The following is a 24705-nucleotide window of genomic DNA, read 5'->3' as shown; positions in this document are numbered from 1 at the left end:
GAGCCTCCATTCCACATCGGAGGGGCGGGGACTGAGGTCACCGCCCCGGGCAAGGGGGGCGCGTGGAATGGAATCTCCATTCCGCATCGGCGGGGCGCAGGTCCTCCCCGGGCCCGAGGGCACCGCTCCGGGCGAGGGGGCGTGGAATGGAGCCTCCATTCCGGCATCGGCGGGGCGGGAGGGCGAGGTCGCCGCCCCGGGCAAGGGGGCGTGGAATGGAGCCTCCATTCCGGCATCGGCGGGGCAGGAGGGCGAGGTCGCCGCCCCGGGCAAGGGGGCGTGGAATGGAGCCTCCATTCCGCATCGGCGAGGCGCAGGTCCTCCTCGGGCCCGAGGGCACTGCTCCGGGCAAGGGGGCGTGTGGAATGGAGCCTCCATTCCACATCGGCGAGGCGCAGGTCCTCCTCGGGGCTGGAGGCCACCGCCCTGGTGAGGGGCACGTGGAATGGAGCCTCCATTCCGCGTCGGCGGGGCGCATGTTCTCCTCGGACCCGAGGCCACCGCCGGGCACGGCGGGAGGGGAGGTGCACGCCATGACGGACCGCGACTGCGTGGAGTTGTTGCAGTGGGCCGCGCCCCGGCTGCGCCTGCGCTGGGAGGGCTTCCGCCGCGTCCGGGGGCAGGTGTGCAAGCGCCTCGGCCGCCGGCTCAAGGCGTTGGGGCTGTCGAGCGCCGCGGAGTACCGCACGCGGCTGGAGGCGGACCCCAGCGAGTGGGACGTGCTCGACTCGTTCTGCCGCGTCACCATCTCCCGCTTCTACCGGGACCACCGCGTCTTCGACGTGCTGCGGGACGACCTGCTCCCCGCGCTGCTGGAGCAGTCGCGCGCCCGGGGCGAGCACCGCTTCCGCGTCTGGAGTGCCGGCTGTGCCTCCGGCGAGGAGCCCTACACCGTGAGCGTCCTCTTCCAGATGGGACTCCAGCCCCGCTTCCCGGAGGCGAAACTGGACCTGGTCGCCACCGATGCCGACGAGGCCCTGCTCGAGCGCGCGCGAAGGGGCTGCTACCCGCGCGGCGCCCTGCGCGAGCTGCCACCCGAGTGGGCCGCCGCCGCCTTTCCGGAGCCCGGCCCCGAGCCCTGCCTCGCGCCCCGCTTCCGCGAGGGGCTCACCTTCCTCCGCCAGGACCTGCGCACGGAGCTGCAGGACGGGCCCTTCCACCTGGTGCTGTGCCGCAACGTGGCCTTCACCTACTTCGCGCCGCCGCTCCAGCGGGAGGTGCTGCCGAAGCTGGTGGCGCGGCTGGTGCCGGACGGACTGCTCGTCATCGGCGGCCATGAGTCACTTCCCGAACACGACACTGACCTGGAGCGTGCCGCGGGTCCACTGCCCGTGTTCCGGAGGCGCCGGAGCTGAGGCCCTTTGGAACCGGGTCTCCGTGCACCCGTGAAACGTGAGTCACACGTCATGAAGGTGTGACGCGCCCCGCCTTGAGTGCGTCTCGTGCGCTCGGTAGCACGGTTCCCTCCTTTGGGGCCAATCCCCTGGCCGGAGGGAAGGCAACGATATGCGCAAGGCGCTGTGGACCGCGGTCGCGACGTTGATGCTGTCAGCGTGTGGTGGTTCGAACGGTGGAGACACCTCCCAGGCGAAGCAGGAAGGGCTGACTGTGTCCGCGGAGGCGGGCGGCACGAGCGGCACCTTCGTCCGGGAGGGCGGCGAGGTGTCGTTCTCCTCGCGCGAGGTGGAGCCCGGCGTGTACCGGCTGGAGGTGCGGCTGCGCGGGATGACGCTCACCGGCCTGATGGACCCCGCCAGCGGCGTGTCCACGCTGGACGGCTTCGCGGACGAGGGCGCGGCGGATACGCAGCTCGGAGACACGGACCGCGAGCTGCTCGCCGCCCTCTATGGCGCGCTCAACGCGGAGCTGCCCGCCGGTGACGCGGCGGCCCCGGAGGCCATGTACCTGCGGCGCGCGGTGGGGCTGTGGTCGCAGAACCCCACCAGCGTGGAGCTGCGGCGCACCGTCATGGGCGAGCAGGGCCGCGGCTACACCATGTTGTGCAGCTATGCGAAGTGCAACGGCTCCTACACGGGGAGCTGCGGCGGCTCCTACAACTGGTACTCGTACGCGAAGCACGACTGCAACAAGGGCGGCTTCAGCTACGCGGGCAACCAGCAGATTGCCCAGCTTGGCGACCACACCACGTGCAGCGGTGACGAGTACTACCTGAATGGCAGCACCTGGGTGTGCGGCGAGCCGGACCACTGGTCCCGTCCGAAGGTGATGGGCAACTGCTTCGGCCGCTGCGGCGGTGGCTGTGGCGGTGACACCCAGTACACGCTGGATGCCACCAACCACGACGGTTGCGTGCGCAACGGCCACATGCTGGCCAGCGCCTGGTGCGACGACCAGTTCGTGTCCGCCAGCGACGACGAGCTGTTCGCGCCCAACTGCTACTGAGCGATGCGTGCCGGCTGCTTGAAGGGGAGGCGGGCGGGCGTGGGCTGGGTGTTGCTGGCGGCGCTCGCGTGCTCGCCCGCGTCCTCGAAGACGCGCGCGGCGGAGGAGTCCGTCCGCCGCTTCTTCACGGCGCTGCCCTCGGAGGACTGCGCGGTGCTGGAGCCGCTGCTGGCCACCGGGGGCAGCGCGCGGCCCTGCCAGGAGACCGTGCGGGAGCTGCGGGAGCACGGCGTTTCCCTGGTGGAAATCATCGGGTCGAAAGTGGATGGGCGGGACGCGGAGGCGGTCATCGTCCGGGCCCGCATGGCGGGCGGCGGCGAGGAGCGCAAGGAGCCGTGGCTGCTGCGCGTGGAGCGGCAGGCAGGCACCTGGCGCGTCCGGTTCTGAGAACTGGAGTACGCTCCTTCACGGCCTCCTGCACGCGCCTTGCACGACGCGGGATGCGAGGAGGGCAGGCGAGACATGAGGATTCGTTACCGTCTGATGCTGGCCGCCGTCGTGGCGCTCACCGTGTCCCTGGTGATGGTGGCGCTGTGGCCGGATTCGCCGCCACCGCCGGGCTCTCCGGCGGTGGCGAAGCCCGTCATGTCCGAGGCTGCCCCGCCCCCACCGGCGCCGGTGCCCGAGCCGGCCACCGCGGCGCGGGTGGAGCCGGTGCTCGCGAGCGCGGAAGCGGCGGGGCCGGCGGCCACGGTGGTGGCGCTGGGGCCCGGGGACGTGGCGCCGGAGCCCGAGGTGGAGAACGCGCCTCCGCAGGAGAACGACGAGATTGCCCCGGAGTTGCCGCGGACGGTGCAGTGGCGGCTGGAGAAGACGGCGCACATCACCGCGCTGCTGGGGCGCGACGTGGAGCGCCTGGAGCGCGAGCGCGAGGACGCCGAGGCTCGCGGTGACGAGCGGCGGAGCGAGCAACTCCAGATGCTCATCCAGCGCCACCGGGCGCGGCTCCATGAGCTGCGTGAGGAGATTCGCGAGCTGGACGAGCTGGTGAAGGAAGAGTCGTCCTCGGAATGAGGCCCGGGCTCGCGCTGGTGACGGCAGCGGCCCTGCTGCTCGCCTGCCATCCCGTGGCCGAGGCACCGTCCGAGTCCACTCCGCGCACGGCCGCGAGGCCCATCGTGCAGGGGACGGACGCGCCCGAGGACGGGGCCGCGGTGGCGCTGCTCGCCCGCCGTACCCGGTGCACGGGCGAGGAGCCGATGCTGCTCTGCTCCGGTGCGCTCATCGCCCCGGACGTGGTGCTGACGGCGGCGCATTGCCTCGCCATCTTCGGCCCGCGGGGGCCGCACGAGGTCTACCTCGGCCAGGTGCTGCTGCCCCAGCCGGAGCCCGCGCCCCGGGGCCGCTTCGCCCGCGTGGCCCGCGCGGTCATCCACCCGGACTACGACTCCAGGACGCACGCGTACGACGCCGCGCTGCTGCGGCTCGCGGCGCCGGTGGACGTGACGCCCTTCCCGCTGCCGGACTCCACGAGTGCTCCCCTGGTCGCCGGTACGGGCGTGCGTGTGCTCGGCTACGGGGACACGAAGGACGCCGAGGCTCCCGCCGGCCGCCGGCGGCAGGGGACGCTGACGGTGACACGGGTGGAGTCCGCGGCGTTTCACGCCAGCCCCTCGCCGAGCATGAGCTGCGCGGGGGACAGCGGGGGCCCGGTGCTCCTGCGCGACGGCGGGCGCGAGGTCCTGGTGGGACTCACCGCGAGCGGCGACGTCGCCTGTCGGGACGAGGCCATCAACGTGCGCGTGGACGCGCTGCTCGACGGCTTCATCCGGCCGTTCCTCGCGGAGGCGCCGGCTCCGGGCGTGCCCACGCTTCCGCCAGGGAATCTCTGCGGTGAGACCTGCGCGCGTGACGCCGAGTGCCCCTCGGGGCTTGCCTGTGTCTCCGTGGAGGGCGGGCCGGGCCGCTGCCTGCTGCCCGCGCTCCAGGCGGGCGACTACGGCGAGGCGTGTTCGGAGGACGCCGCGTGCGGCACGGGCGGCGTGTGCGCGCGGCTGGAGCCGGAAGGCGATGAGGCGTGCCGCTGCTTCACCCCGTGCACCGCGCCCCCTGCCGACCCGGAGCCGTTGGAGCCTTCCGGTCCGGAAGCCGATTCAGGCGGCTGCGCGAGCGCGCCGGGCTCCATGCTCCTCGGCCTGCTCGCGCTCTCGGTGCGAGTCACCTGGGGCACACGGCGGGCCGCGCGGCGGTAGTCTCCGCGCGGAGGAAATACACATGCTGCACCTGCTGGTCCTGCGGTACCTCGTGACGGAGCGCGAGTCGGAACCCTACATCGCGGAGCACGTCCGCTTCCTGGAGCGCTACCACCGGGACGGGACGTTCCTCGTGTCCGGGCAGACGGTCCCCTCGGACCTCGGTGGCGCCATTCTCGCCCGAGGCATCGACCGCGCCACCGCGGAGCGCATCACCACCGAGGACCCGTTCGTCCAGGCAGGCGTCGCGGCGTATACGGTCATCACCATCGACCCGGGGCGGGTGCATCCCGCCGTCGCGGCGTTGCTTGGCGTGGACGCCTCCCGCGTGCGCGGCTGAGCTTCGCGCCCCCCGAGCCGTGCCAGCAGTCCGCACCCATGCGGCGCGGCCAGCGGCGGGAGACCTCAGGCGCGGATGCTCGTCTTGCGCGCGCCCTTGCGCTTGTAGGCCTTGCCAGCCTTCAGCGGCGTCGTGTCACCTCGCCCCGTGGTGCGCTTGGCCGTGCCTTCCTTGCGGTAGCCCACGGCGGCCTCGGCCGGCAGCGTCTTGCGCCGCGACGTGCTGCTGCCCAGCCCTGGCACCGGCAGCTTCTGGCTCCGCGCCGTCAGGCCCCGCCCCGGGGGATGGCGTGGGCTGACGTGGCGGTCCGTGAACTCCGCGGTGCCCAGCGCCCGCCGGCCGCTCTTCTTCGCCTTGTGGGTGCTCTCCCCCGCGGCCTTGCCCACGTCCGTGGCCTTGAGGGCCAGCGTCGTGCCCTTCTTCTTCGCGCTCTTCACGCGCACTGCTCGAGTCTTCTCAGGCATGAGACCTCCCAGGCACTCAGGTAGGAATGAACCTCCCTGGATGCCAGGGAGCAGCAGGGCGAGCGGGCCCCAGCGCCCGTGTCCGCCGCGAGCCGGCCCCGCCTCCACCTCTCCCCATCCGCGCCGTACCCGGGTACGAGGCCGCGCACGTTCGCGCCCCGGTGTTTCATGATGGCACCGTGACTCGCCGCCCACCGCTGACGATGGAGCCGCCGGAGCCCCTCGAGCCGCGCCTCGTGTGTCCGGCCTGCGGGACGTCCGTGCCCGTGGCGCCGGAGGCGCGCTGCGAGGTGTGTGGGGGCTCGCTGGCGGACGTGCTGGAGGCCTCGCGCGGGCCCCGGCCGCCCCTGCCCCCGCGCCGGCTCACCCGGGCGCAGCGCCGGGCCATCCTCCGCCCGAAGCTGCGCGCGCATCACGACCTGGGCACGCTCTTCCTCGCCCTGGGCGCGCTGATGCTGCCGGTGGCGCTCGCCTTCCTCCGCCCCCTGCTGTTGATGACCGCCATCTTCCTCGGGGTGGGCTTTCTGCTCCGCCGCTCCGGCTGGCCGGGGGCCCTCCGCCGCGAGCAGAGGCGCCGCCTCCGGGCCCTGCGCTGGGGCCTGCCCGCCCCGGCGGAGCTGACGCGCGTGGAGCGCCACGTCATCCCCTCGCTGGAGGCCGGGCGCGTGGTGCAGCTCGACTACGCCTTCACCGTCCACGGCCAGCCATTCCTCGGGAGCATTCCCTCGCCCCACCTCGCCGACGCGCAGCGGCGCCCCGGGGAGCGCGTCTGGGCCGTCTACCTGGCCGAGGACCCGCGCATCAGCGCGCTCTGGCCCCCGGAGTCCTGAGGGGCACGGGCGCTGGCCTGGACGTTGCTTGGGGAGGTGGGCACGTTTCTTCCCAGGCCTCCACCGTGGTCTCCCGGCCACGGTGCGCGGCCCGGCCACCGCACCGTCACCATGACCCAGACTCCGCCCGCTCCCGCGTCCCTCCGGTCCGTGCTGCACCGCCATGGCGTCCTTCCCGTGCTGCTGTGCAGCGCCGCCGCGGTGGGCCTCCTGGCCCTCCGGCTCGACTGGAGCGAGCGCGCCAGCTACGCCTTCCTCACCTGGAACCTGTTCCTGGCGTGGGTGCCCTACGTGCTGTCGCTCGCCGCGCGCCTGCTGATGGCGAGGGGCCTGGGCCGCGGGTGGCTGCTGTCGCCGCTGGCCCTCGGGTGGCTCGCGCTGTTCCCCAACGCGCCCTACCTCCTCACGGACTTCATCCACCTGCGCCAGCGGCCCGTGGTGCCGCTCTGGTTCGACGCGGCGCTGCTCGCGCTGTTCGCCGCCACCGGGTGGCTGATGGGGCTGTTGTCGCTGGAGGTGTGGAAGGAGTGGCTGGAGCGGCGCTGGGGCCGCGCCCGGGCCTGGGCCTTCGTGGCCGTCACGTCCGTGCTGTGTGGCTACGGCATCTACCTGGGCCGCGTGGAGCGGTGGAACAGCTGGGACGTGCTGGCCGAGCCGGAGCGCCTGCTGTCCGCGATGGCCGCGCACCTGCGCGAGCCCGGCGCCTTCCCGCACCTGACTCGGCTCACCGTCCTCTTCGCCGCGCTGGTGCTGCTGTCCTATGCCGTCTTCGAGGTGCTGGCCGCGCGCCTGCGCTGCCGCCGCGCCGCGTAGCCGGGACACACCCGGGCGGAGCCCCGGAGACACGAGGACACCGCCTCCGCCCGGTGTGCCCGGGCGAAAGGCGGTGTCCCGTGCTCGAAAGTCGTCCTCCCGGCGTCAGCCGCCGTGGATGGGCAGGCGCCTCTTGGGGCCGCCCGTGTGTTTCACGTTCATCTCGCTGGGCGCCTTCTTGCGGCCCTTGAGCGTCGTCGCGCGGCGACGGTGGCTCTTGGGCTCATGCAGCTCGGCGGCGGGGCCGAGCGTCACACGCTCCAGCGTCTTCTGACGGCGCAGCGCGGCGGCGTCGTCCCGGGGCAGCGTCTTGCGCCCCTTGCTGGCCTGCACGCTGGGCTGGGCCGCGTGCGCATCCACCCGCCGCTTGTTCTTGATACCTGCCACTTTGGTCCGCACGGCCATGATGCCCTCCTTCCGTGGAGAGGTAAGGACGGCGCCCCGGCTTTTCCATCCCCCTCCGGGGGACGGAACGGGGGCCATGCCGCGTGCCTGGGTGCTCACCGGCCGCCTGCGGCCTCCCCCGAGGGAAGGGGCCCTTCCACGGGTCCGACCCGGGGAGGGCCCCGTGCCCCCGGAGGAAGAATGGGCCCTATGTCGACGAGCGCTTGCCCTTGCGGGGCGGGCGGGTGCTGGTGGTGCTCTCGGGCGGGAAGAGCCAGCCCTCGCTGGGGGCCGAGGCGGTGGTGCTGGACACGTGGGCCTCGGAGGGCTCCAGGTGCAGCCCCCGGCAGCCGCGGCACCAGGACTGGGGCCGGCGCTCGCCGCGCATGATGCGGTAGCCGAAGTCCTGCTCGGTGGGGCCCATGTGGCCGCAGCGCGGGCAGCGGCTCAGCGACGTGACACCGATTTCCTTGGCCTTCTGACGGCCGTGCTCCACCACCAGCGCCAGGGCCGCGGCGAAGCCGATGCGCCCCGTGGAGGCGATGTGGAAGCTGCGGCCGCGCTTGCGGTTGCCGCGACCGAGCACGGGCATGAGGTCCATCCCTCCGAGCAGGTTGCGCTGCTCGAGGACACGCGACGGCGAACTGGGCGAGGTCGAGTGGCTCACGGGACAACTCATACTGGGGCGGTCTGACATGCCCCGCTGGCGGGCCCCGGCCCCCTGCCCCCTCTCCGGGCGGGCGCTGAACGAAAGTCCAGTAATGTCGCGGACCTACGCCGCCCCCACCCTGGAAGTGGGGTGGCGCGGGAGGGCCCCCGGCCGGCCGGCTGGCGCGGGCGGAGCGGGGGCGTGCGCAGCTTGTCGGGGCGAACGGAGGCCCCCACCCATGACGCGCCCCACCAATGAGAGTGAGCTGACGGAGCGCCGCGCGCAGCGGCACGAGTCCCACACCCGCTCCACCTATGCGGCCTTCATCCGCCACCTGTGCGAGGTGGGGAAGATGGAGCCGGCGCTGGCGGAGTGCGCGGCGGTGGCGGTGCTGCGCGCGCTGGAGCGGCGCATCCTCCCGTCGGAGGCGAAGGATTTGGAGGCCCAGCTCCCGCGCCGGCTGGTGGAGTTCCTGCCGCCGCTGGAGCAGCGCCCACAGCGGCCGAGGCGCTTCGGCAAGGAGGCGTTCCTCCAGACGGTGGCGGACGACCTGGAGAAGCCGGTGGAGGAGATGGAGCCCCTGGTGCGCGCGGTGTTCCGCGCGATGCGGGACCTCATCTCCGAGGGTGAGGCGGACGACGTCGCCAGCAACCTGCCGCCGGACCTGCAGGCGCTGTGGCGCCTGACGCAGTAGGCCGCCGCGAGCGTCGCGCGGCGGGGCCCGGTCCGCTACTCCGCGCCGTCCGTGCCCATCACTCCGCCGCCGCCGGCATCCGTGGAGGGGAAGACGGGCGTGCCTCCGGGCAGGCTCGGGTCATGCGGCAGGCTGCCGCGCGGGCTGCGCAGGTAGACGAAGGGCGTGGCGAACAGGAAGTTGGACACCCGCGACGTGTAGATGTCCGCGTAGCGCTCCATCTGCCGCGCCAGGTGGCTCTTGTCGTTGCCCGCGCGCGTGAGCAGGCCCCAGAGGGGGTTGGACAGCTCGGTGGCCGCGCGCGCCATGGGCGCCAGCTCCGCGTCCAGCGCCTCCAGCTCCGCGCGCAGCTCGGCCTGCCGCGCCACCAGCTCCGCCTCCGGCGGGGTCTCCGAGCGGGGGCCATACTGGAGGCGGCGCCGCTGCAGCTCCAGCCGGAGCAGGCAGCCCTCCGCCTCCAGCCGCTCCTTGTGCTCCATGCGCTCGCCCAGCCGCGCCTCCGTGGCGCGGAAGCCGGCGATGGCGCGCACCTCGTCCTCCAGCTCGCGGAGGATGAGCGCGGTGCGCCAGCGCAGCACGTCCTTCGTCACGTGCACGTCGCCGAACATGTGGTCGCCCACGTACAGAATCTGGTCCCCGCTCATCCCCAGGTGCCGCTCCAGCTCCACGGCGCTGCCGCCGAAGTACGGCGTGCCCTCCTTCAGCGGCCCGGAGTGCTGCCGCAAGAGGGCCTCGCCGCCGGACTCCACCACCTCGAAGAGCGGGGCGCGCGTGGTGAAGAACTCGGGCTTGCGCGCGGAGACAATCACCACGTCGAAGAGCTGCCGCCACGTCATCCCCGCCGGCAGGTGCCGGTCGAAGGCGAAGTGCATCATGGGCTCGGTGTAGGCCCACTCGCTGTTGGTAATCAGCAGGAGCTTCTTGCCGGCATTGCGCTGGTCCAGCAGCGCCAGCGGCGTCTCCGGGTCGTCGAGGACGTAGCGCTCCGGGTCGGCGATGATTTCCGCCTTCAGCCGCCCCTGCATGTGCGTGGCGTCCAGATTCTTGCGCACGTGCTCGTAGAGGTCCGTGTAGCCCATGGGGCTGGGGCCCGGGAGCTGGCCGGCGTCCAGCCGGTCCACGAGCTGCGCGTAGATGCACGCCTCGGACAGGGAGAAGAGCGTGTTGAGGAACACCCAGCGGCGCTCGTGCAGGTCGATGAGCGTGCTGGCGTACTCGTCGCGCTGCGCGTCGAACTCCATGGGCCGGGTGCCATGGAGGGCCTTCTTCACGATTCCGAAGCGGTTGGCCTTGAGGAGGTTGCCCTTCTCCGTGTCGATGATGAGGCCGCGGATGGCGAGCGCCGGGTCGAAGGTGAGGTCACCCACGGGCCAGCCCTGGGCGACCAGCCTGTCCCGGATGTATTCGTAGGCACGGCGCTCCCACGCCTCCACGCGGTAGTGGATGAGCGTGTAGTCCATGTCGTAACCCACGGCCTTGATGGCGCGCAGGTTGAGGGTGCGGTTGCAGAACAGGCCCCGCTCGGGCGGGGGACCAGGAGGGTGCGGGCGCATAGACACCCTGGCTTTGCCCCGGCCCGGGGCAAAAGTCGATGCCCGCGTGCATCCGCGGTCAGGTGGCGGGCACATGCCTCCGGGTGGAAATCGACCGGCACGTGAGTGGTTCGGGTTGTAAGCCCGGTGGAAGATGCCTACCGTCCGCGGGCTCACAGAGCCGCCCATGCCCGGAGTCTCCCGCCGCATCGCCATCAGCGCCGTCGCGCTGTCCGTCCTCGTTGGTGCCGCCGTCGGGGTGGTCGGCTTCACCTTCGTCTATGCGAAGGGGAGCTCGTACCTCACGGACGACCCGAGCGCGTGCGCCAACTGCCATGTGATGAATGAGCAGTACGCGGGCTGGGTGAAGAGCAGCCACCACGGCGTGGCCGTGTGCAACGACTGTCACGCCCCGCGCGACTTCCTCGGGAAGTACTACACCAAGGCGCTGAATGGCTGGCACCACTCGGTGGCCTTCACCTCCGGGGACTTCCACGAGCCCATCCACATCGGTGCACGCAACCTGGAGGTGACGGAGTCGGCGTGCCGCTCCTGCCACCAGGACATCGTCCAGGCCATCGAGCCGGGGCTGCTGGTGCGGGTGTCGGCGGAGGGCGCGGGGGGCTCTCGTGGGGAGACCGAGCGGCACGGCGGCCCGCACCTGCCACCCGGGGACGGGACGATGAGCTGCGTGCGCTGCCACCGCTCGGTGGGACACATGCAACTGGACTGAAGATTCCTGGAGGAACCGCCGCGTATGGTGAACCCGAGTGCGCCCGTGAAGCGCCGTGGACTGCTGCTCCTGGTGGGAGTCGGCGTGGTGTCCGCCCTGGCCGCCGCGGCCGCGGTGGCGCTGGCCACCAACATCTTCGAGCGCAAGCAGGAGGCGCGAAACCCGTTCTTCCGAGTGGCGGAGCTCACCGATGACACGGTGGACCCGGCCATCTGGGGCAAGAACTTCCCGCTCCAGTACGACATGTACCTGCGCACGGTGGACCAGGTGCGCACGAAGTACGGCGGCAGCGAGGCCGTGCCGCATGCCCCCACGCAGGCGGACCCGCGCTCGGTGGTGGCCCAGAGCCGCCTGGAGGAGGACCCGCGCCTGAAGACGATGTGGGCCGGCTACGCCTTCAGCAAGGACTTCCGCGAGGAGCGCGGCCACGCGCACATGCTGGCGGACCAGACCTTCACCGAGCGCCAGCAGGTGACGAAGCAGCCGGGCACGTGCCTGCACTGCCACGCCAGCACGTACAACGTCTACAAGAAGCTGGGCGACGGCGACCTCATGAAGGGCTTCGACGCGGTCAACCACATGACCTACTTCGAGGCGCGCAAGCTGACCGAGCACCCGGTGGCCTGCATCGACTGCCACGACAGCCAGACGCTGCAGTTGCGCGTGACGCGGCCGGCCTTCATGCAGGCCATGGCGCGCATGAAGGCCGCGCAGGGCGTGCAGGACTACAACGTCAACCGCGACGCCACGCGCCAGGAGATGCGCAGCTACGTGTGCGGCCAGTGCCACGTGGAGTACTACTTCAAGGGCCCGGAGAAGACGCTCACCTACCCGTGGGACAAGGGCCTGAAGATTGAGAACATCCTCGCGTACTACGACGAGAACCCGCACAAGGACTGGACGCACGCGGACACGGGCGCGCCGGTGCTGAAGGCGCAGCACCCCGAGTTCGAGATGTGGAACCAGGGCGTGCACGCGCGCTCGGGCGTGTCGTGCTCGGACTGCCACATGCCGTACACGCGGGTGGGGGCGCAGAAAATCAGCGACCACCACGTGCGCAGCCCGCTGCTCAACATCAACCGCGCGTGCCAGACGTGCCACCACTTCTCCGAGGCCGAGCTGCGCGCCCGCGCCGAGGCGCTCCAGGAGCGCACCTTCCGGCTGCGCAACCAGGGGCTGGACGCGCTGATGGGGCTCGTCAACGACGTGAAGGCCGCGAAGGCGGCGGGGAAGACGGACCAGGACCTGGCCGGCGTGTACGCGCTCCAGCGGCGCGGCCAGTTCATGCTGGACTTCATCGAGGCGGAGAACTCCATGGGCTTCCATGCGCCGGAGGAGGCCGCCCGCATCCTCGGACAGGCCACCAACCTCATCCGCCAGGCGCAGATTCTCGTGCGGGACTCCAACTTCAAGCCGGAGATTCCCGACGCACTCCCGGCCAGCGCGGGAGACGCCCACGCGGGCCCGGGCACCGGCGGCAAGCCGGTGGGCAGCCCCGCGGAGGGCACGGGCGGCACCGCTCACTGAGTGCCCTCCGGGCGGTCCCGGTTCGTCCGCCCCGGGCGTGGAGGCTCCGGGACGTCCGGTGGGCTCCATGCGTCCGCCCGGGGCGTGAATGTCCCGGGCCGCCTGGTGGTCTCGATGCGTTCGCCGGGGCGTGAATGTCCCGGGCCGCCTGGTGGTCTCGATGCGTTCGCCGGGGCGTGAATGCCCCGTGTCGCCCGGCGGTTGGAAAGGTGCGATACAGGGATTGCACACCGGGCCGGGTCGCGGGAGGGGACGCATGCGGATGCTTTGGAACTGGGGGACCGTCATGGCCGCGGTGGTGGTGCTGGCCGCCGGCACGTCTCGCGCGGAAGAGGCGTGGGAGACGGTGGCGGAGAAGCCCTACGTGGTGAAGGTACGCCCCCGGCCGGGCACTCACGCCAAGGATGTGTGGGCGGAAGGGGAGATCTCCGCCAGCGCCGTGGACGTGCAGGCGGTGCTGACGGACGTGGACTCGTACCGGCTGTGGATGCCGTACGTGAAGGAGTCTCGCACCCTCAAGGAACTGCCGGACGGAACGCGGCTGACGTACACGAAGCTGGACCTGCCCGTGGTGTCGTCGCGCGACTACGTGTCCCGGCTGGTGATGGAGTCCAGGCTGGCGGAGGACGGCACGGGAGTCTTCGCCCAGCGGTGGACCGCGGAGCCGGATGCCATCCCCGAGCGCCGGAGCACGGTGCGCCTGCGCCTCAACGAGGGAAGCTGGCGCGTGGAGCCTCGCGGCGAGGGGAAGTCCTACGCCGTGTACAAGTTCACCGTGGACCCCGCGGGCTCCATTCCCGGCTTCCTCGCCAACATGGGCCAGAAGGACGGCGTGGTGGACACCTTCCGCGCCGTGGAGAAGCGGGCCCGGCTCCACGGTGAGGAGCGGCGGAAGGCGAAGTGACGTGACGCCGCGCGGCGGCGTGGCGCACCCGAGGCGTGGATGAGGCGCGCGCCGGCCGGCCGGATTGCGCGAGTCTCGCACGGCATCAGGCGCCCTGCGCGCGATGCCCGCCACCGGTCAGCGCGTCTTCCCGGGCGAACAACTCATGCCGCCGCGCACAGGGACTGCGCGCGATGCCCGCCACCGGTCAGCGCGTCTTCCTCCACGGAGCGGGTTCGCGGCGGCACCGCGCGATGGAGGTCATGCGAGCTGCTCCTCCGCCTCGGCTTCGCGGCGGCAGCGACACCTGCCCGGGCCCACGCAGGGCTCGCGACCGCGGGGGCTCGCCATGCCCGTTCCGGCCTCGCGCTCATGAGCACATGAGCCGGCTCGCCAGGGCCCGCCAGGTCCGGATCGCGCGAGCCGTGCCGAGTCCAGCCATGCCCGTTCCGGCCTCGCGCTCATGAACACATGAGCCGGCTCGCCAGGGCCCGCCGGGTCCGGAGCGCGCGAGCCGTGCCGAGTCGACAAGTCGCGCCTGGCCACCATCATCGGTTCGCCGACCCGAGGTCAGGCTCTCGGCGGAGGGCACCAGACAGGGCCCGCGGGGGCCGGAGCGCACGGGCTCGTGCTGAGCTCGCGAGGAGCCCGGCCGCCAGCCTCCATCCGCCGACCCGCCGATCCGAGGTCAGGTTCTCGGCAGGGGACGCCAGACAGGGCCTTTCGTTCGGAGCGTACGGGCTCGTGTTGGGCTCGCGAGGAGCCCGGCCTCCAGCATCCATCCGCCGGCCTGCCGATCCGAGGTCAGGTTCTCGGCAGGGCGCATACGGGGACCCTCGTCCGCGGAGCGCACGGGCTCGTGTTGGGCTCGAGAGGCGCCCGGCCACCAGCATCCGTCCGCCGGCACCCGACCCCATGTCAGGCCCCCGGTTTATACAGGCCGTAGTGGAAGGAACGTTCCTTCCAAAGGGCATGCATTTGGGGAGGAGGGGATGGTGAGGGGGAGGGGCATGTGGATACTGGAGCAGTGCCGGGAGCGGGTGCTGCGGGATGCGGCGGAGCTGCTGGCGCAGCGTGGCTACGACAACGTGCGTGCGGAAGAGCTGGCCCATGTCGCGCGCGTGTCTGTGGGGACGCTGTACCGGCATTACGGAGACAAGCCGCGATTCGCGCAGGCGGTGAGGGAGTTCGCCGAGGAGGACCTCTGCCAGCTAGCGCGAGGCACCTACGAGCGGACGCACGAGAAGTCGAAGGGGGATTTGCGAAAGGCCTTCCTGGCGCTGTGGGGGGAGCTGGTGTGGTGGGCGGGTGCGCAGCCCGGGCTGTTCGGCTTCGCGTTCCTGCACTGGCGCCCGAAGGAGGCGGGTGGGCGACTGGCGGGGTGGGCGGTGCGTGCGTTGGTGAGGGATGTGCTGGGCGAGGGAGAGAGTGAGGGGGTGTTGGCGGCGGGGGCGGCGCGTGTGGGAGAGGGGCTGGTATGGGGGACGCTGACGGAGTTGATGCGCGCGGCGGCGTGGGCGGAGGTGCCGGTGGACGAAGCCGAGGCCGTCGCCGCGGGTGAGGCCCTCTGGCAGGCGTTGCGGCGGACGGAAGACTCCGGGCCCCGAGGGGCCGGCGGTCCTCCTGACCCATCTCCTGAATCAGGCCAGCCCGACGGCGAGCAGGACGGCGGTGGCGAGTCCCGCGGCGGCGAAGCTCCAGCCCACGCGCTTGAGGTGGCGCGGCGCGGGCAGCATGGCGCAGGCGCCGAGTGCCACGGCCGCCATGGGCACCAGCGCCGCCACGCGCCACGGCGACACGCCCGAGGTCATGGACCAGACAAGGGCGCCAGCAAGCCCGAAGCCTCCGGCGACCAGTCCCGCCAGGCGCGGCAGGTGCCGGTCCTCGCGCGGCTTGTGGGCCCGGATGATGACGTGCACCGCCACCGTCGCCAGCGAGAAGCCCAGGGCGAACGTGCCCCAGAGGGACAGTGCCGCGCCGGGGGCCATGCCGCCCGCGAGCGCTACCGGCACCGCCCATGCGCCCAGGGCCAGGCCGGCGAGCAGCTCACCGGAGAGGGTGCGCCCCTGCCGGCCCCACGTCATCAGCAGCACCTCCGCGCCGAGGATGGCGGGAAGCGCGAGGTAGGGCCGGGCCTCGGGCGGGAGTCCCAGGATGCCGAGCACCCCGCAGAACACCCCCAGGCCCGCGAGTGTCAGCCCCCGGCGCCATGCCAGGGAGCCCGCCTCTTCCCGGCGGCGGGCGCCGCGCTGGCCGAGCACCAGGAGCAGGGGCTCGTAGCCCAGGAAGCAGGCGAGCGCGGCGGCCGTGAGCCACAGGCCGGCGGTGCTCGGGCCGGTGATGGCGAGCGCGGTGACCACGGGAAGACCGAGCTGGACGTAGGCGCCGTGCTCCCTCGGCAGGAGGGCCTGCCGGGGCAGGGGGAGGTGCTGGCGGGCGGAGAGGATCAGCATGGGCCACCACAGGAGCAAGCGGCGTTCCGGGCTGGACCTGGAGGGCGGAGCCAGGGGGGCTGCGCAACGGGTGCGGAAGGCCCCCAAGGGCGCGCAAGCCTTGCGCTTCTTTCCCCGGGAGGCGCCTCGGGACGGCAAGGCACGCTTCCTGAAATGACCCCTCCCACGCTGGAAATCGAGAATCAAGGTAGCCGCGGCGTGGAGCTGCAGGACTCGCCGCCGTGGGAGGCGAACATGGACATGCTGGCCCGTGAGGCCCAAGAAGCACTGCGGCAGCGCAGCCAGCGCCTGCGGGCTCGAGCCCGGGCGTCAGTGGAAGAGTTGGATGCCGATGACGCGACGCTCACGGATGCCGAGCGGCGGGAGCTGAGGGACATCGAGGAGGCGCTGGCACGCATCGCCGGCGGGGAGTTTGGCCGGTGCGCGAGGTGTGGGGGCGCCATCGGCCGGCACCGGCTCCGCGCCATCCCCGAGGCACGTCACTGCATGACGTGCGCGGAAGAGGAACGGTGAGTACTCCGCTGTGTGCCTGGCGCCGGGGCCCGACTCCGGAATGAAGTGCGCGGTCGTGGGGCGGTGATGGCCCCACTGCGCACCTGGAGCCGAGCGTCGATGGGGTGAGGGCCGGAATGAGGTGCGCGGCCGCGGCGCGGCACGTGTTCCGCCGTGTGCCCGGAGTCGGGGCTCGATGGGCCGGCGCCAGACTGTGCGCATGAGCGGTGTCCGCGCGCCGGGCTCACGGGTCCGGGAAGGTCAACGGGCTGAATGTGAGGGTCCGGTCCCCGTCCGCCTCGCGGAGCTCCAGGATGTAGGTGCCCCGGGCGTCGAGCCGGCTCGCCTCTGCTTCCACGGTGATGCGGACCTCGGGAGGGGCTCCCTCCGGCGGGGCTGACTGCCATACCTGCACGATGCGCAGCCGATGGCCTTCCGGGCCGCGGAGCACCGCGCTCCCTGACGTCCACGGGGGCTCGTGAGGGGAGAGCGCCACCGTCAAATCCACGGCGACCCTCGTCATGGCGCGGAAGCTCACGGCCTCTTTCATCTGGAGCTCCGCGCCCGTGATTCGGAGGTCGGTCCGCTGGAGCTGCTTGTTGGCAATGCCCTGGCGCTGCATCCACGAAGCGGTGATGGCTCCGGTCAGTCCTCCCGGCCCGCGTTCGGCTCGAAGCCGTGCGTTCTCCTCACGCAGCCGTTCGAGCTCCTCCGCCAACCCGGAGGGGTCCATCCGGGTTGGCTCGGACGGGCGCCGGGCGCGCACGAACTCCAGCTGGGCATCCGCCTGCTCTCGGACCACGAGGAGCAGTCGCGCTTCGGCGGGCTCCGTGCCCGCCTCGAAACGCACGGTGAGCCGCAGGCGCTCTCCCTCGCGAAGCGCTTCCGACGGGAGGAGGGCCAGGGTGTCGGTGCCCACGGCCACGCGGCTGAAGCGCTCCCGTCCCTCCAGCTCCACCCCACCGTGTGCGATGGGCGTATCGAACAGCAGGAGGCTGGCGGTCCCCGGATGGATGGAGATTTCCGGCGGTATCTGGCGTGGCGCGGTTCCCAGCTCGATGCGGCGGGCCTGCTGCCGCTCCTGGGGCATGGAGGGGGCCTGCGCGGCGGCGCCGGTGCCGCACAGCAGGACGAGCAGGAGGCTCGGGCCGGGAAACAGGGCGGACACGAGGGAGGTCCCGCGACTCACTCGAAGCGCTCGAAGTCGCGGACGTACGTGAGGCCAATCTGGGAGTTGATGATGGCGTTCTGGTTGTCGCCCCCGGGCTTCCGCGGGGCGCCGCGCCTGCGTTCGTTGAAGTCGAAAATCTCGAAGCAGGCCGGATACTGCGCGTCTTTGATGTGGAGCGAGGTGAAGCGGCCATGGACGCGCGTCTTGCTGATGTAGATATGCCCGGACAACCACGCGTTTCCGGGCATTTTTCCTACGCTCGTGAGGAAGTCCACCTTGGCCCGGCCTTCGCGGACGGTGACGTTTCCTCCGGCGGTTTCCTCGGCGAAATCACCCGACACGATGATTCCCAGAGGGACCTCCAGCTTCTCCATCACCGCCGCCGCCCCGGGCGGGCACTTCTCGGCCGGGGGCAGGGGCTGTTCCACCAGCGCGGGCGTGCTGGCGCAGGCGAGCCCCGTGCAGGCCACGGCCGCCGCGGCGGTCTTCAGCAGGTGGGCGGTGGGCTTCTTCTCCGGCGTCTGGGGGGCCTGGGGACGGGGGACGGGGGCGGTCTTCTTCTTCACGGGAGCGGCTTCCTGGGATGACGCCACCACGGGGGCGGCGGCCGCAGGGGTGGGCTCCGCCGGAGGCGGGACTGCGACCGGGGCAGTGTGGGGGGCCTCCGCGAGCCTGGCCATTTTCTGACCGGCTGAGGTGGTTGCCTCGTGCCTCACCTGGGCGGTAGTGTTCCGCCATGTCCCCGATGCCCGAGCCCCCAGCGCCACGAGGCCCGCCACCATGGCGAGGCCCGCCGCCGCGAGCAGCGCCCGCCTCCGGTGCGGGTACACCCGGCGCGCCTTCCCCTCGAGCACGGCCTTCCCGGGGGACGCATGGGGGCCAGGCCTCGGAGGCGGGCGCAGGGCCCCGAGCAGCTCGGCCCACAGGCGCAGCAGCTTCGCACGCGCCATCGAGGGCGGCCGGTGGGTGTGGGTGGGCCACTCCGGACGGCGGGTGCGGTGGCCGTGCGCGGAGGTGACGGCGGCATCACCGGAGGCGGCCGGTGCCTCATGCCAGTCGAAGAGCGGAGCCTCCCAGGACTCGCGGGGGTGCTCCTTCAGGGCCTGGACCAGCGCCTCGTGGAGCTGGGCGCCGGTCTCGAAGCGCCGCTCGGGGGCCTTCTCCAGCAGGCGGAGGATGACGGCGCCGAGCGAGGCGGGCACGCGGGGATTCACCGCCGAGGGCGCCGGCGGCTGCTGCGAGGCGATGGCCGCGTACAGCACGTCCGCGGGCCAGTCGGGAGAGAACGGGTAGTGGCCGGTGGCGGCGCGGTAGAGGCAGACGCCCAGCGCATAGAGGTCATCGGTGGGGGCGGCGACGTAGTGGGCGTCGGGGCGGCGCCAGTGGCGCTGGTGGAAGCGGACCGCCTCGGGGCTGCGCAGGTGGCGGGTGCCGGGAGGCAGGGGGCCGGTGGTGAGGGTGGGGGCGCCGAGGTAGTCACCCGAGCCCAGGTCGATGATGACCGGGTCGCCGTGGGGGCCGCGCATGAGGATGTGCTCGGGCTTGAGGTCGCGGTGCAGCACACCCGCGGCGTGCAGGGCATCCAGGATGAGGGCCACTCGGCGCGCGGCGTCCGCGAGCTGCTGGAAGGAGGGGTTGTGGAGGTCGGCCCAGAGGTGGAGCGCGGGGCCGGGCACCCAGTCCATGACGAAGAAGAAGTGGCCGGAGACGACGTCCGGCCAGCGCCCGCAGGCGTGGACGGCCACCACATGCGGGTGGACGGCCTGGTCCATCAACAGGGTGAGCTCGCGCCTGGAGCGGGGCTCGTAGGGTTGCCGGGACATCTTCAGCGCGAAGGAGGGGCCCGGGTGGTGGATGGCCTCCACCCGGTAGACGGCGCCGTAGCCGCCCACGCCCAGCCTTTCGAGGAGGCGCCAGCAGCCGCCCACCACCGTGCCGGGGGGCAGCGCGTCCGGGTTCACCTTGGGAATGTCCGAGTGCATGGCCGTGGGAGGTCTCCTGGATTTCCGTCAACCTAGCAGGTTGAGTGGCGTTGTGGGGACCTGGCGTGTTCTGTCGAAGGCGCAGGACCTCCCCGGTGGAGTGGAGCCGGTGAAGAGGTCCATGGGAGGTTGACGATGAACGAGACCTGGTACGCGGGTGCGTATTGGCTGGGCCGGAAGGAATCCGCGGAGGCGTGCGCGAGGCGGGCGGAGACCTTCTTCCGCTCGGTGGGGCGGTGTGACCCGTCATGGGCGAGGTGGTGTGAGGCCGCGGAGTCCTTCGAGGCGTCGAGGCTGCTGCCCTTCGAGCCGGACGCGGCGAACCTGGCGCGGATGTTCGGGCGGCCGGAGAACCAGGAGCCCGGGGACGGCGTCAGCCTGTGGGCCTGGGCGGGCGAGCGCCGGGACGAGGTGACGGGGGTGAGCCTCCGGTGTGGCTCGGCGTCCCACCAGACGTCGGCGGTGTGCCTGCTGAAGCCGCCGTCCTACGGGCCGGTGGCGGAGCGGGTGGTGAGCGCCGGGGTGATGAAACAGGTGCTGCGGAGCATGGCGCTGGCGTGGGAGCCCGAGTGGGCGGTGGCCACGTCGGACAATCACAGGGACATGGTGCCGGGCCGGGCGCGGGCGGGCACGTTCGTGGGGTGGATGATGTACTTCTCTCGCAGGCGGGGCGAGGTGCCGCCGCTGCCGAAGCCCGTCGAGGTGGAGCCGGTGGAGGGCCTGGGCACGCTGGTGGTGCTGACGCCCGACCGCTTCTCGGCCTCCAATCCCGAGCACGTGGAGCTGGCCGCGCAGGTCCGCGAGGCGCTGCGGTGCGCGAAGCTGCTGGGCGCGCTGCGGCCGTGGAAGCCCTCGGTGTATCCGGGGAGGTGACCTGGAGCTTTGTCCGTGGCGGGAGCCCTGGCTGCTTGTCTCTCCTGGCGGGCGTGGGACCGAGGGCCCGTCCCGGTGTGCGCCAGGAGGCGCCTGCCCGCTCTTCCTGGAAAGAAGCCGTGCATGTGGGCCTGTCTATGGGTATAGACAGGCCCACATGTGCCCCATGGTGAAGACCGAGGATTTGATTGACGCCCAGGGCGTGGCGGGGCTCCTGCGCCTGAGTCACGCCAACAGCGTCAGCACCTATCTGCGCCGCTACCCGGACATGCCGCGGCCCGTGCTGGACCTGGGCGCCGGACGCCCCAGGCTCTGGCTCCGCCCCCAGGTGGTGCGCTGGTTGCGCACCCGCCAGTCCGAGCAGCTCAGCGTTGGAGATGATTCATGACGACCGCCGTTCCCCCCCGTACGCCCCCCGCCGTGCTGCCCGGGCCCAATGACACCTGCTGGTGCGGCAGCGGCACCAAGTACAAGAAGTGCCACCGGGGCGCCGACGCCGCCGAGGCCCGCAAGAAGGGCCCCGAGGTTGCCCGCAAGGGCGTCCGTCCCGGCATCGTCAGCCCCCGCCGCGAGGTGCCCATCCACATCCCCCGCCCGGACTACGCGATGACGGGGAAGCCCTCGCGCCGGGCGAATATCTCCGACATCAAGACGCCGGACGTCATCGCCCGCATGCGCCGCGCCTGCAAGGCCGCCGCCGAGGTGCTCCAGGAGGTGTCCGCCCACGTGCGCCCGGGCATCACCACCGACGAGCTGGATGCCATCACCCACGAGGCCTACATCAAGCGCGGCGGCTACCCGAGCACCCTCGGGTACCACGGCTTCCCCAAGTCGCTCTGCACCTCCGTCAACGAGGTCATCTGCCACGGCATCCCCGACAGCCGCGCGCTGGAGGATGGCGACATCATCAACCTGGACATCACCATCTTCCTCGATGGCGTCCACGGGGACTGCTCGGCCACCTACTTCGTCGGCAACGTGGACGAGGAGAGCAAGCGGCTGGTGAAGGTGACTCGCGAGTGCCTCGACGTCGGCATCGCCGCGGTGAAGCCCGGCCGTCCCATCAGCGACATCGGCCGTGCCATTGAAGACCATGCGACGAAGAACGGCATGAGCGTGGTGCGCGCCTACTGTGGGCACGGCATCGGCGAGACGTTCCACACGTCGCTCCAGATTCCGCACTACTACGAGCCGGACGCGAACACCGTCATGCAGCCCGGCATGATTTTCACGGTGGAGCCGATGATCAACCTGGGCGGCTGGGGCAGCCGCACGTGGGACGACGGGTGGACCGCCGTCACCGCCGACGGCAGCCGCAGCGCCCAGTTCGAGCACACCCTCCTCGTCACCGATACGGGCGCCGAGATTCTCACGGTGCCCTGAGGGCCTCGGGCGCGGGCAGCCGTTGGACGCGGCTGCGCGCGCTCGCCAGGACGCAGCCCAGCACGAGCAGCGCGGCACCCAGCGTGCCGCGCCCCACCGGCTCGCCGAGCAGCAGCGCGGACCAGCCCAGCGTGAGCAGCGGCTGCAGGAGCTGGAGCTGGCTCACCCGCGCCACGCCCGCCAGCGCGAGGCCCCGGTACCAGGCGAAGCAGCCCAGGAACATGCTCACTCCCGACACGTAGGCGAAGCCGGCCCAGGCGCGCGGGCTGGCCGCCAGTACGCGGGCGTCCACGTTCAGCGCGACGAAGGGCAGCAGCACCGGCGCGGACAGCACCAGCGCCCAGCACAGGACGCGCCAGCCGCCCAGCTCGCGGGAGAGGGCCCCGGCCTCGGCGTAGCCCACCGCCGCCGCCGCCACCGCGAGCAGCACCAGTCCGTCCCCGGCCGTGGGCGTCCCCGCGCCCTGTGCCGCCGCGAAGGCGAGCACGGCCGCGAGGCCCGCCGCGCTCGCCAGCCAGAAGGTGACGGAGGGGCGCTCGCGCGCGCGGAACACCGCCGCCACCGCCGTGGCCGCCGGCAGCAATCCCACCAGCACCGCTCCATGCGAGGCCGGCATGTCCCGCAGCGCCAGCGCCGACAGCAGCGGGAAGCCCACCACCATGCCGCCGGAGATGAGCGCCAGCCGGAGCCAGTGCCGCCGCTCCGGGAGCCGCTCGCGCCTCACCGCCAGCAGCACGCCCGCGAGCACCGCCGCCACCAGCGCGCGGCCGAGCCCCACCACCGTGCCGCCCAGCTCCGGCACCGCCACGCGGGTCGCCGGCAGCGTCAGGCTGAAGGCCAGCACGCCCAGCGCGCCGAGCAGAAGCCCCTCGCGCGTCCTCGCCTGTTCCGTCATGGGGTGCGCGCCTCCGGGGCGAGGGGGTGCGGCTCGGTGGCCGTGACGGACGTCCCTCGTGACAGGAAGAAGCGCGCGGGGCGCAGGGCCTGCGCCACCACGTGTCCGGCCGCCTCCAGCCGTACGGTGTCCCCGGGGCCGAGCACATAGTCCCTCGCATCGCCCTCGCAGGTGAGCCAGAGCTGGCCGTCGCCGCAGGTGAGCACCAGGGGCTCGCCAGCATGCGCGCGCACGCTCCATGTGGCACCGCGCTCCAGCCACACCGGTCCCGCCGCGCCTTCCCACCGCGCTCCCGGCCTCAGTCGCTCCGTCAGGGCCCGCATCCAGCCATGAAGGGTGAAGGGGAGTGTCACCGTCATCACCGCGTCCTCCTGTCGCACCGCAACATGCGCCTGACAGGTGGAGCAGAACAGATGCAGCCCCCACGGATTGTGACCGGTACAGTCGTGTGTATAGAAACTGTACCGGTCACAGTGGACGGCAGGTGTATCTGGGCGGCGGGACAGGAGCCGGTTACCGATGGCGGCGCAGAAGCGGCACACCCCGGGAGGACGCCACATGGGCGCGCTGGCGCAGAGACCGAAGCTTTACGAGCAGGTGGCCGAGCGGCTGGGAGAGGCCATCGCCTCGGGCACGCTGCGCCCGGGGGACCGGCTGCCATCCGTGCGCCAGCTCAGCCTGCGTGAGCGGGTGAGCATCTCCACGGTGCTCCAGGCGTACCTGCACCTGGAGTCCCTCGGCCTCATCGAGACGCGCCCGCAGTCCGGCCACTACGTGCGCCGCCGCGAGCGTCCCCGGCTCGCGGAGCCCCAGGTGTCCCGTCCCGCCGCGAGCGCCACCCCCGTCACCGTCAGCGCGCTGGTGGCCCGCGTGTACCAGTCCGCGCGCGAGCCACACCTCGTCCAGCTCGGCGCCGCGTGGCCCTCGCCGGAGCTGCTCCCCGTCCGGAGGCTGTACCGCGAGCTGAATGCCCTCACCCGCGAGGCGGGGGACAGTGGCATCGCGTACGACCTGCCCCCCGGCTGCCCGGAGCTGCGCCAGCAGCTCGCACGCCGCTCGCTGGACTGGGGCTGCGCGCTGTCCCCCGACGACTTCATCACCACCTGCGGCGCGTCCGAGGCCGTCCACCTGTGCCTGCTCGCCGTGGCCCGCACCGGCGACACCATCGCCATCGAGTCCCCCGCGTACTACGGCACGCTCCAGACCATTGAGTCGCTCGGGCTGCGCGCGCTGGAGATTCCGAGCAGCCCCCGGCATGGCATGGAGCTGGACGCGCTGCGGGCGGCGCTGGAGCGGCGGCGCGTGGCCGCCGTGCTGGTGGTGCCCAGCTTCAGCAACCCGGTGGGCAGCTGCATGCCGGAGGAGCACCGCAAGCGCCTGGTGGCCATGCTGGCCGAGCGCGACATCCCCCTCATCGAGGACGACATCTACGGCGACCTGCACTTCGGCCCGGAGCGCCCGCGCACGTGCAAGTCCTTCGACACGACGGGCAACGTGCTGCTGTGCGGCTCGTTCTCGAAGACGCTCGCCCCCGGCTTCCGCGTGGGCTACGTGGCCCCGGGCCGCTTCCGCGAGCGCATCGAGCTGCTCAAGTTCTCCCAGACGGTGGCCACCGCCACGCTGCCGCAGCTCACGATTGCGCGCTTCCTCCAGGAGGGCGGCTACGACAGGCACCTGCGAGCGCTGCGCCGCCGGCTCGCCGCCCAGGTGGAGCGCATGGCCGGGGCCGTGGCCGAGTACTTCCCCGAGGGCACGCGCGTGGCCCGCCCCTCGGGGAGCTCGCTGCTGTGGGTGGAGCTGCCGCCGAGCGTGGATGCATCGGTGCTGCACGCCAGGGCGCTGGAGGCGGGCATCAGCATCGCGCCCGGCCCCATCTTCTCCGCGCGGCCGGACTCGTACCGCCACTTCATCCGCCTGAGCTGCGGCCACCCGTGGACGCCGCGCATCGAGGGCGCCATGTCCACCCTGGGCTGTCTCGCGCGCAGCCTGGTGTGAGGGTGGTGCGCCGTGCT

26 protein-coding genes and 1 pseudogene are annotated in these 24705 nt (G+C 72.3%); 18 read left to right on the top strand and 9 right to left on the bottom strand.

The window, feature by feature from the left end; all coding sequences use genetic code 11:
- Positions 1 to 284: 284 nt before the first annotated feature.
- From K8638_RS29275 to K8638_RS29250, 6 genes are all read left to right on the top strand, one after another.
- On the top strand, positions 285 to 1355 hold the full coding sequence (locus K8638_RS29275; RefSeq protein WP_223757952.1) for a protein-glutamate O-methyltransferase CheR: 1071 nt from the start codon (positions 285 to 287) through the stop codon (positions 1353 to 1355).
- A gap of 151 nt (positions 1356 to 1506) precedes the next feature.
- A complete protein-coding gene (locus K8638_RS29270) occupies positions 1507 to 2403 on the top strand; it encodes a hypothetical protein (protein WP_223757951.1) in 897 nt (298 codons plus the stop codon).
- 39 nt (positions 2404 to 2442) lie between these two features.
- Entirely contained in the window at positions 2443 to 2790 is a 348-nt protein-coding gene (locus K8638_RS29265) for a hypothetical protein (protein WP_370644138.1), read from the top strand.
- Positions 2791 to 2865: 75 nt separating this feature from the next.
- Positions 2866 to 3417, top strand: coding sequence for a hypothetical protein (locus tag K8638_RS29260; protein WP_223757949.1), 552 nt, complete (start codon positions 2866 to 2868; stop codon positions 3415 to 3417).
- Complete coding sequence (locus tag K8638_RS29255) at positions 3414 to 4595, top strand: trypsin-like serine protease (RefSeq protein WP_223757948.1); 1182 nt, start codon at positions 3414 to 3416, stop codon at positions 4593 to 4595. Before K8638_RS29260 ends, K8638_RS29255 begins: the two co-directional genes overlap by 4 nt.
- Before the next feature lie 22 nt (positions 4596 to 4617).
- Positions 4618 to 4935, top strand: coding sequence for a YciI family protein (locus tag K8638_RS29250; protein ID WP_223757947.1), 318 nt, complete (start codon positions 4618 to 4620; stop codon positions 4933 to 4935).
- A 65-nt stretch (positions 4936 to 5000) separates the two neighbouring features.
- On the opposite strand, the gene K8638_RS29245 is transcribed toward K8638_RS29250, so the two are convergent.
- Positions 5001 to 5399 (bottom strand): hypothetical protein, encoded by a 399-nt coding sequence (locus tag K8638_RS29245; protein WP_223757946.1) that lies wholly within the window; start codon positions 5397 to 5399, stop codon positions 5001 to 5003.
- Between the two features lie 179 nt (positions 5400 to 5578).
- Here K8638_RS29245 and K8638_RS29240 point away from each other — a divergent pair, with 179 nt between their 5' ends.
- Both K8638_RS29240 and K8638_RS29235 read left to right on the top strand, forming a co-directional pair.
- Positions 5579 to 6229 carry a hypothetical protein gene (locus tag K8638_RS29240; RefSeq protein WP_223757945.1) on the top strand — a complete coding sequence of 217 codons (651 nt, stop codon included), beginning with the start codon at positions 5579 to 5581 and terminating at the stop codon, positions 6227 to 6229.
- A gap of 111 nt (positions 6230 to 6340) precedes the next feature.
- Positions 6341 to 7042, top strand: a complete 702-nt coding sequence (locus K8638_RS29235; RefSeq protein ID WP_223757944.1) for a DUF1361 domain-containing protein — start codon at positions 6341 to 6343, stop codon at positions 7040 to 7042.
- A gap of 105 nt (positions 7043 to 7147) precedes the next feature.
- Here the strand turns inward: K8638_RS29235 and K8638_RS29230 are convergent, their stop codons facing one another.
- Together K8638_RS29230 and K8638_RS29225 are read right to left on the bottom strand one after the other, a co-directional pair.
- The gene (locus K8638_RS29230) at positions 7148 to 7447 is read right to left on the bottom strand and encodes a hypothetical protein (protein ID WP_223757943.1); all 300 of its coding nucleotides are present in this window, start codon (positions 7445 to 7447) and stop codon (positions 7148 to 7150) included.
- 187 nt (positions 7448 to 7634) lie between these two features.
- Positions 7635 to 8123, bottom strand: a complete 489-nt coding sequence (locus K8638_RS29225) for a hypothetical protein (protein ID WP_223757942.1) — start codon at positions 8121 to 8123, stop codon at positions 7635 to 7637.
- A 190-nt stretch (positions 8124 to 8313) separates the two neighbouring features.
- On the opposite strand from K8638_RS29225, the gene K8638_RS29220 reads away from it, so the two are divergent.
- Positions 8314 to 8769 (top strand): DUF2267 domain-containing protein, encoded by a 456-nt coding sequence (locus K8638_RS29220; RefSeq protein WP_223757941.1) that lies wholly within the window; start codon positions 8314 to 8316, stop codon positions 8767 to 8769.
- Between the two features lie 35 nt (positions 8770 to 8804).
- On the opposite strand, the gene K8638_RS29215 is transcribed toward K8638_RS29220, so the two are convergent.
- A complete protein-coding gene (locus tag K8638_RS29215) occupies positions 8805 to 10322 on the bottom strand; it encodes an HAD-IG family 5'-nucleotidase (protein ID WP_223757940.1) in 1518 nt (505 codons plus the stop codon).
- A 166-nt stretch (positions 10323 to 10488) separates the two neighbouring features.
- Here K8638_RS29215 and nrfH point away from each other — a divergent pair, with 166 nt between their 5' ends.
- The 4 genes and pseudogenes from nrfH to K8638_RS45340 form a co-directional block, all read left to right on the top strand.
- A complete protein-coding gene (nrfH, locus tag K8638_RS29210) occupies positions 10489 to 11034 on the top strand; it encodes a cytochrome c nitrite reductase small subunit (protein ID WP_223757939.1) in 546 nt (181 codons plus the stop codon).
- Between the two features lie 24 nt (positions 11035 to 11058).
- Positions 11059 to 12561: an ammonia-forming cytochrome c nitrite reductase subunit c552 gene (locus K8638_RS29205; protein ID WP_223757938.1), complete on the top strand. Its 1503-nt coding sequence runs from the start codon at positions 11059 to 11061 to the stop codon at positions 12559 to 12561.
- A 256-nt stretch (positions 12562 to 12817) separates the two neighbouring features.
- On the top strand, positions 12818 to 13465 hold the full coding sequence (locus K8638_RS29200; protein WP_223757937.1) for an START domain-containing protein: 648 nt from the start codon (positions 12818 to 12820) through the stop codon (positions 13463 to 13465).
- Between the two features lie 971 nt (positions 13466 to 14436).
- Positions 14437 to 14595 (top strand): annotated as a pseudogene (locus K8638_RS45340) (helix-turn-helix domain-containing protein); the annotation flags it as partial.
- Positions 14596 to 15084: 489 nt separating this feature from the next.
- Here K8638_RS45340 and K8638_RS29190 read toward each other — a convergent pair.
- Positions 15085 to 15897, bottom strand: coding sequence for a YwiC-like family protein (locus K8638_RS29190; protein WP_223757936.1), 813 nt, complete (start codon positions 15895 to 15897; stop codon positions 15085 to 15087).
- Between the two features lie 153 nt (positions 15898 to 16050).
- Here K8638_RS29190 and K8638_RS29185 point away from each other — a divergent pair, with 153 nt between their 5' ends.
- Positions 16051 to 16410: a TraR/DksA C4-type zinc finger protein gene (locus K8638_RS29185; RefSeq protein WP_223757976.1), complete on the top strand. Its 360-nt coding sequence runs from the start codon at positions 16051 to 16053 to the stop codon at positions 16408 to 16410.
- A gap of 223 nt (positions 16411 to 16633) precedes the next feature.
- Here the strand turns inward: K8638_RS29185 and K8638_RS29180 are convergent, their stop codons facing one another.
- Both K8638_RS29180 and K8638_RS29175 read right to left on the bottom strand, forming a co-directional pair.
- Positions 16634 to 17557, bottom strand: a complete 924-nt coding sequence (locus K8638_RS29180) for a DUF2381 family protein (protein WP_223757935.1) — start codon at positions 17555 to 17557, stop codon at positions 16634 to 16636.
- A 17-nt stretch (positions 17558 to 17574) separates the two neighbouring features.
- Positions 17575 to 19542 carry a serine/threonine-protein kinase gene (locus K8638_RS29175; RefSeq protein WP_223757934.1) on the bottom strand — a complete coding sequence of 656 codons (1968 nt, stop codon included), beginning with the start codon at positions 19540 to 19542 and terminating at the stop codon, positions 17575 to 17577.
- Positions 19543 to 19677: 135 nt separating this feature from the next.
- Here K8638_RS29175 and K8638_RS29170 point away from each other — a divergent pair, with 135 nt between their 5' ends.
- The 3 genes from K8638_RS29170 (at position 19678) to map (ending at position 21798) form a co-directional block, all read left to right on the top strand.
- Positions 19678 to 20415, top strand: coding sequence for an immunity 52 family protein (locus tag K8638_RS29170; protein ID WP_223757933.1), 738 nt, complete (start codon positions 19678 to 19680; stop codon positions 20413 to 20415).
- Between the two features lie 166 nt (positions 20416 to 20581).
- The gene (locus tag K8638_RS29165) at positions 20582 to 20803 is read left to right on the top strand and encodes a hypothetical protein (protein WP_223757932.1); all 222 of its coding nucleotides are present in this window, start codon (positions 20582 to 20584) and stop codon (positions 20801 to 20803) included.
- Positions 20800 to 21798: a type I methionyl aminopeptidase gene (gene map / locus K8638_RS29160; RefSeq protein ID WP_223757931.1), complete on the top strand. Its 999-nt coding sequence runs from the start codon at positions 20800 to 20802 to the stop codon at positions 21796 to 21798. The genes K8638_RS29165 and map overlap by 4 nt, the downstream gene beginning before the upstream one ends.
- Here the strand turns inward: map and K8638_RS29155 are convergent.
- Together K8638_RS29155 and K8638_RS29150 are read right to left on the bottom strand one after the other, a co-directional pair.
- Positions 21785 to 22693 (bottom strand): DMT family transporter, encoded by a 909-nt coding sequence (locus tag K8638_RS29155; RefSeq protein ID WP_223757930.1) that lies wholly within the window; start codon positions 22691 to 22693, stop codon positions 21785 to 21787. The two genes, map and K8638_RS29155, sit on opposite strands and share 14 nt — an antisense overlap.
- A complete protein-coding gene (locus tag K8638_RS29150) occupies positions 22690 to 23052 on the bottom strand; it encodes a DUF2917 domain-containing protein (protein WP_223757929.1) in 363 nt (120 codons plus the stop codon). Before K8638_RS29150 ends, K8638_RS29155 begins: the two co-directional genes overlap by 4 nt.
- Before the next feature lie 199 nt (positions 23053 to 23251).
- On the opposite strand from K8638_RS29150, the gene K8638_RS29145 reads away from it, so the two are divergent.
- Positions 23252 to 24688: a PLP-dependent aminotransferase family protein gene (locus K8638_RS29145; protein ID WP_223757975.1), complete on the top strand. Its 1437-nt coding sequence runs from the start codon at positions 23252 to 23254 to the stop codon at positions 24686 to 24688.
- Positions 24689 to 24705: the final 17 nt, after the last annotated feature.

Source organism: Myxococcus sp. RHSTA-1-4 (assembly GCF_020037125.1).
Lineage (GTDB): Bacteria > Myxococcota > Myxococcia > Myxococcales > Myxococcaceae > Myxococcus.
Note: the sequence above shows the minus strand (reverse complement) of the source record. Positions and strands in the feature narration are given on the sequence as shown.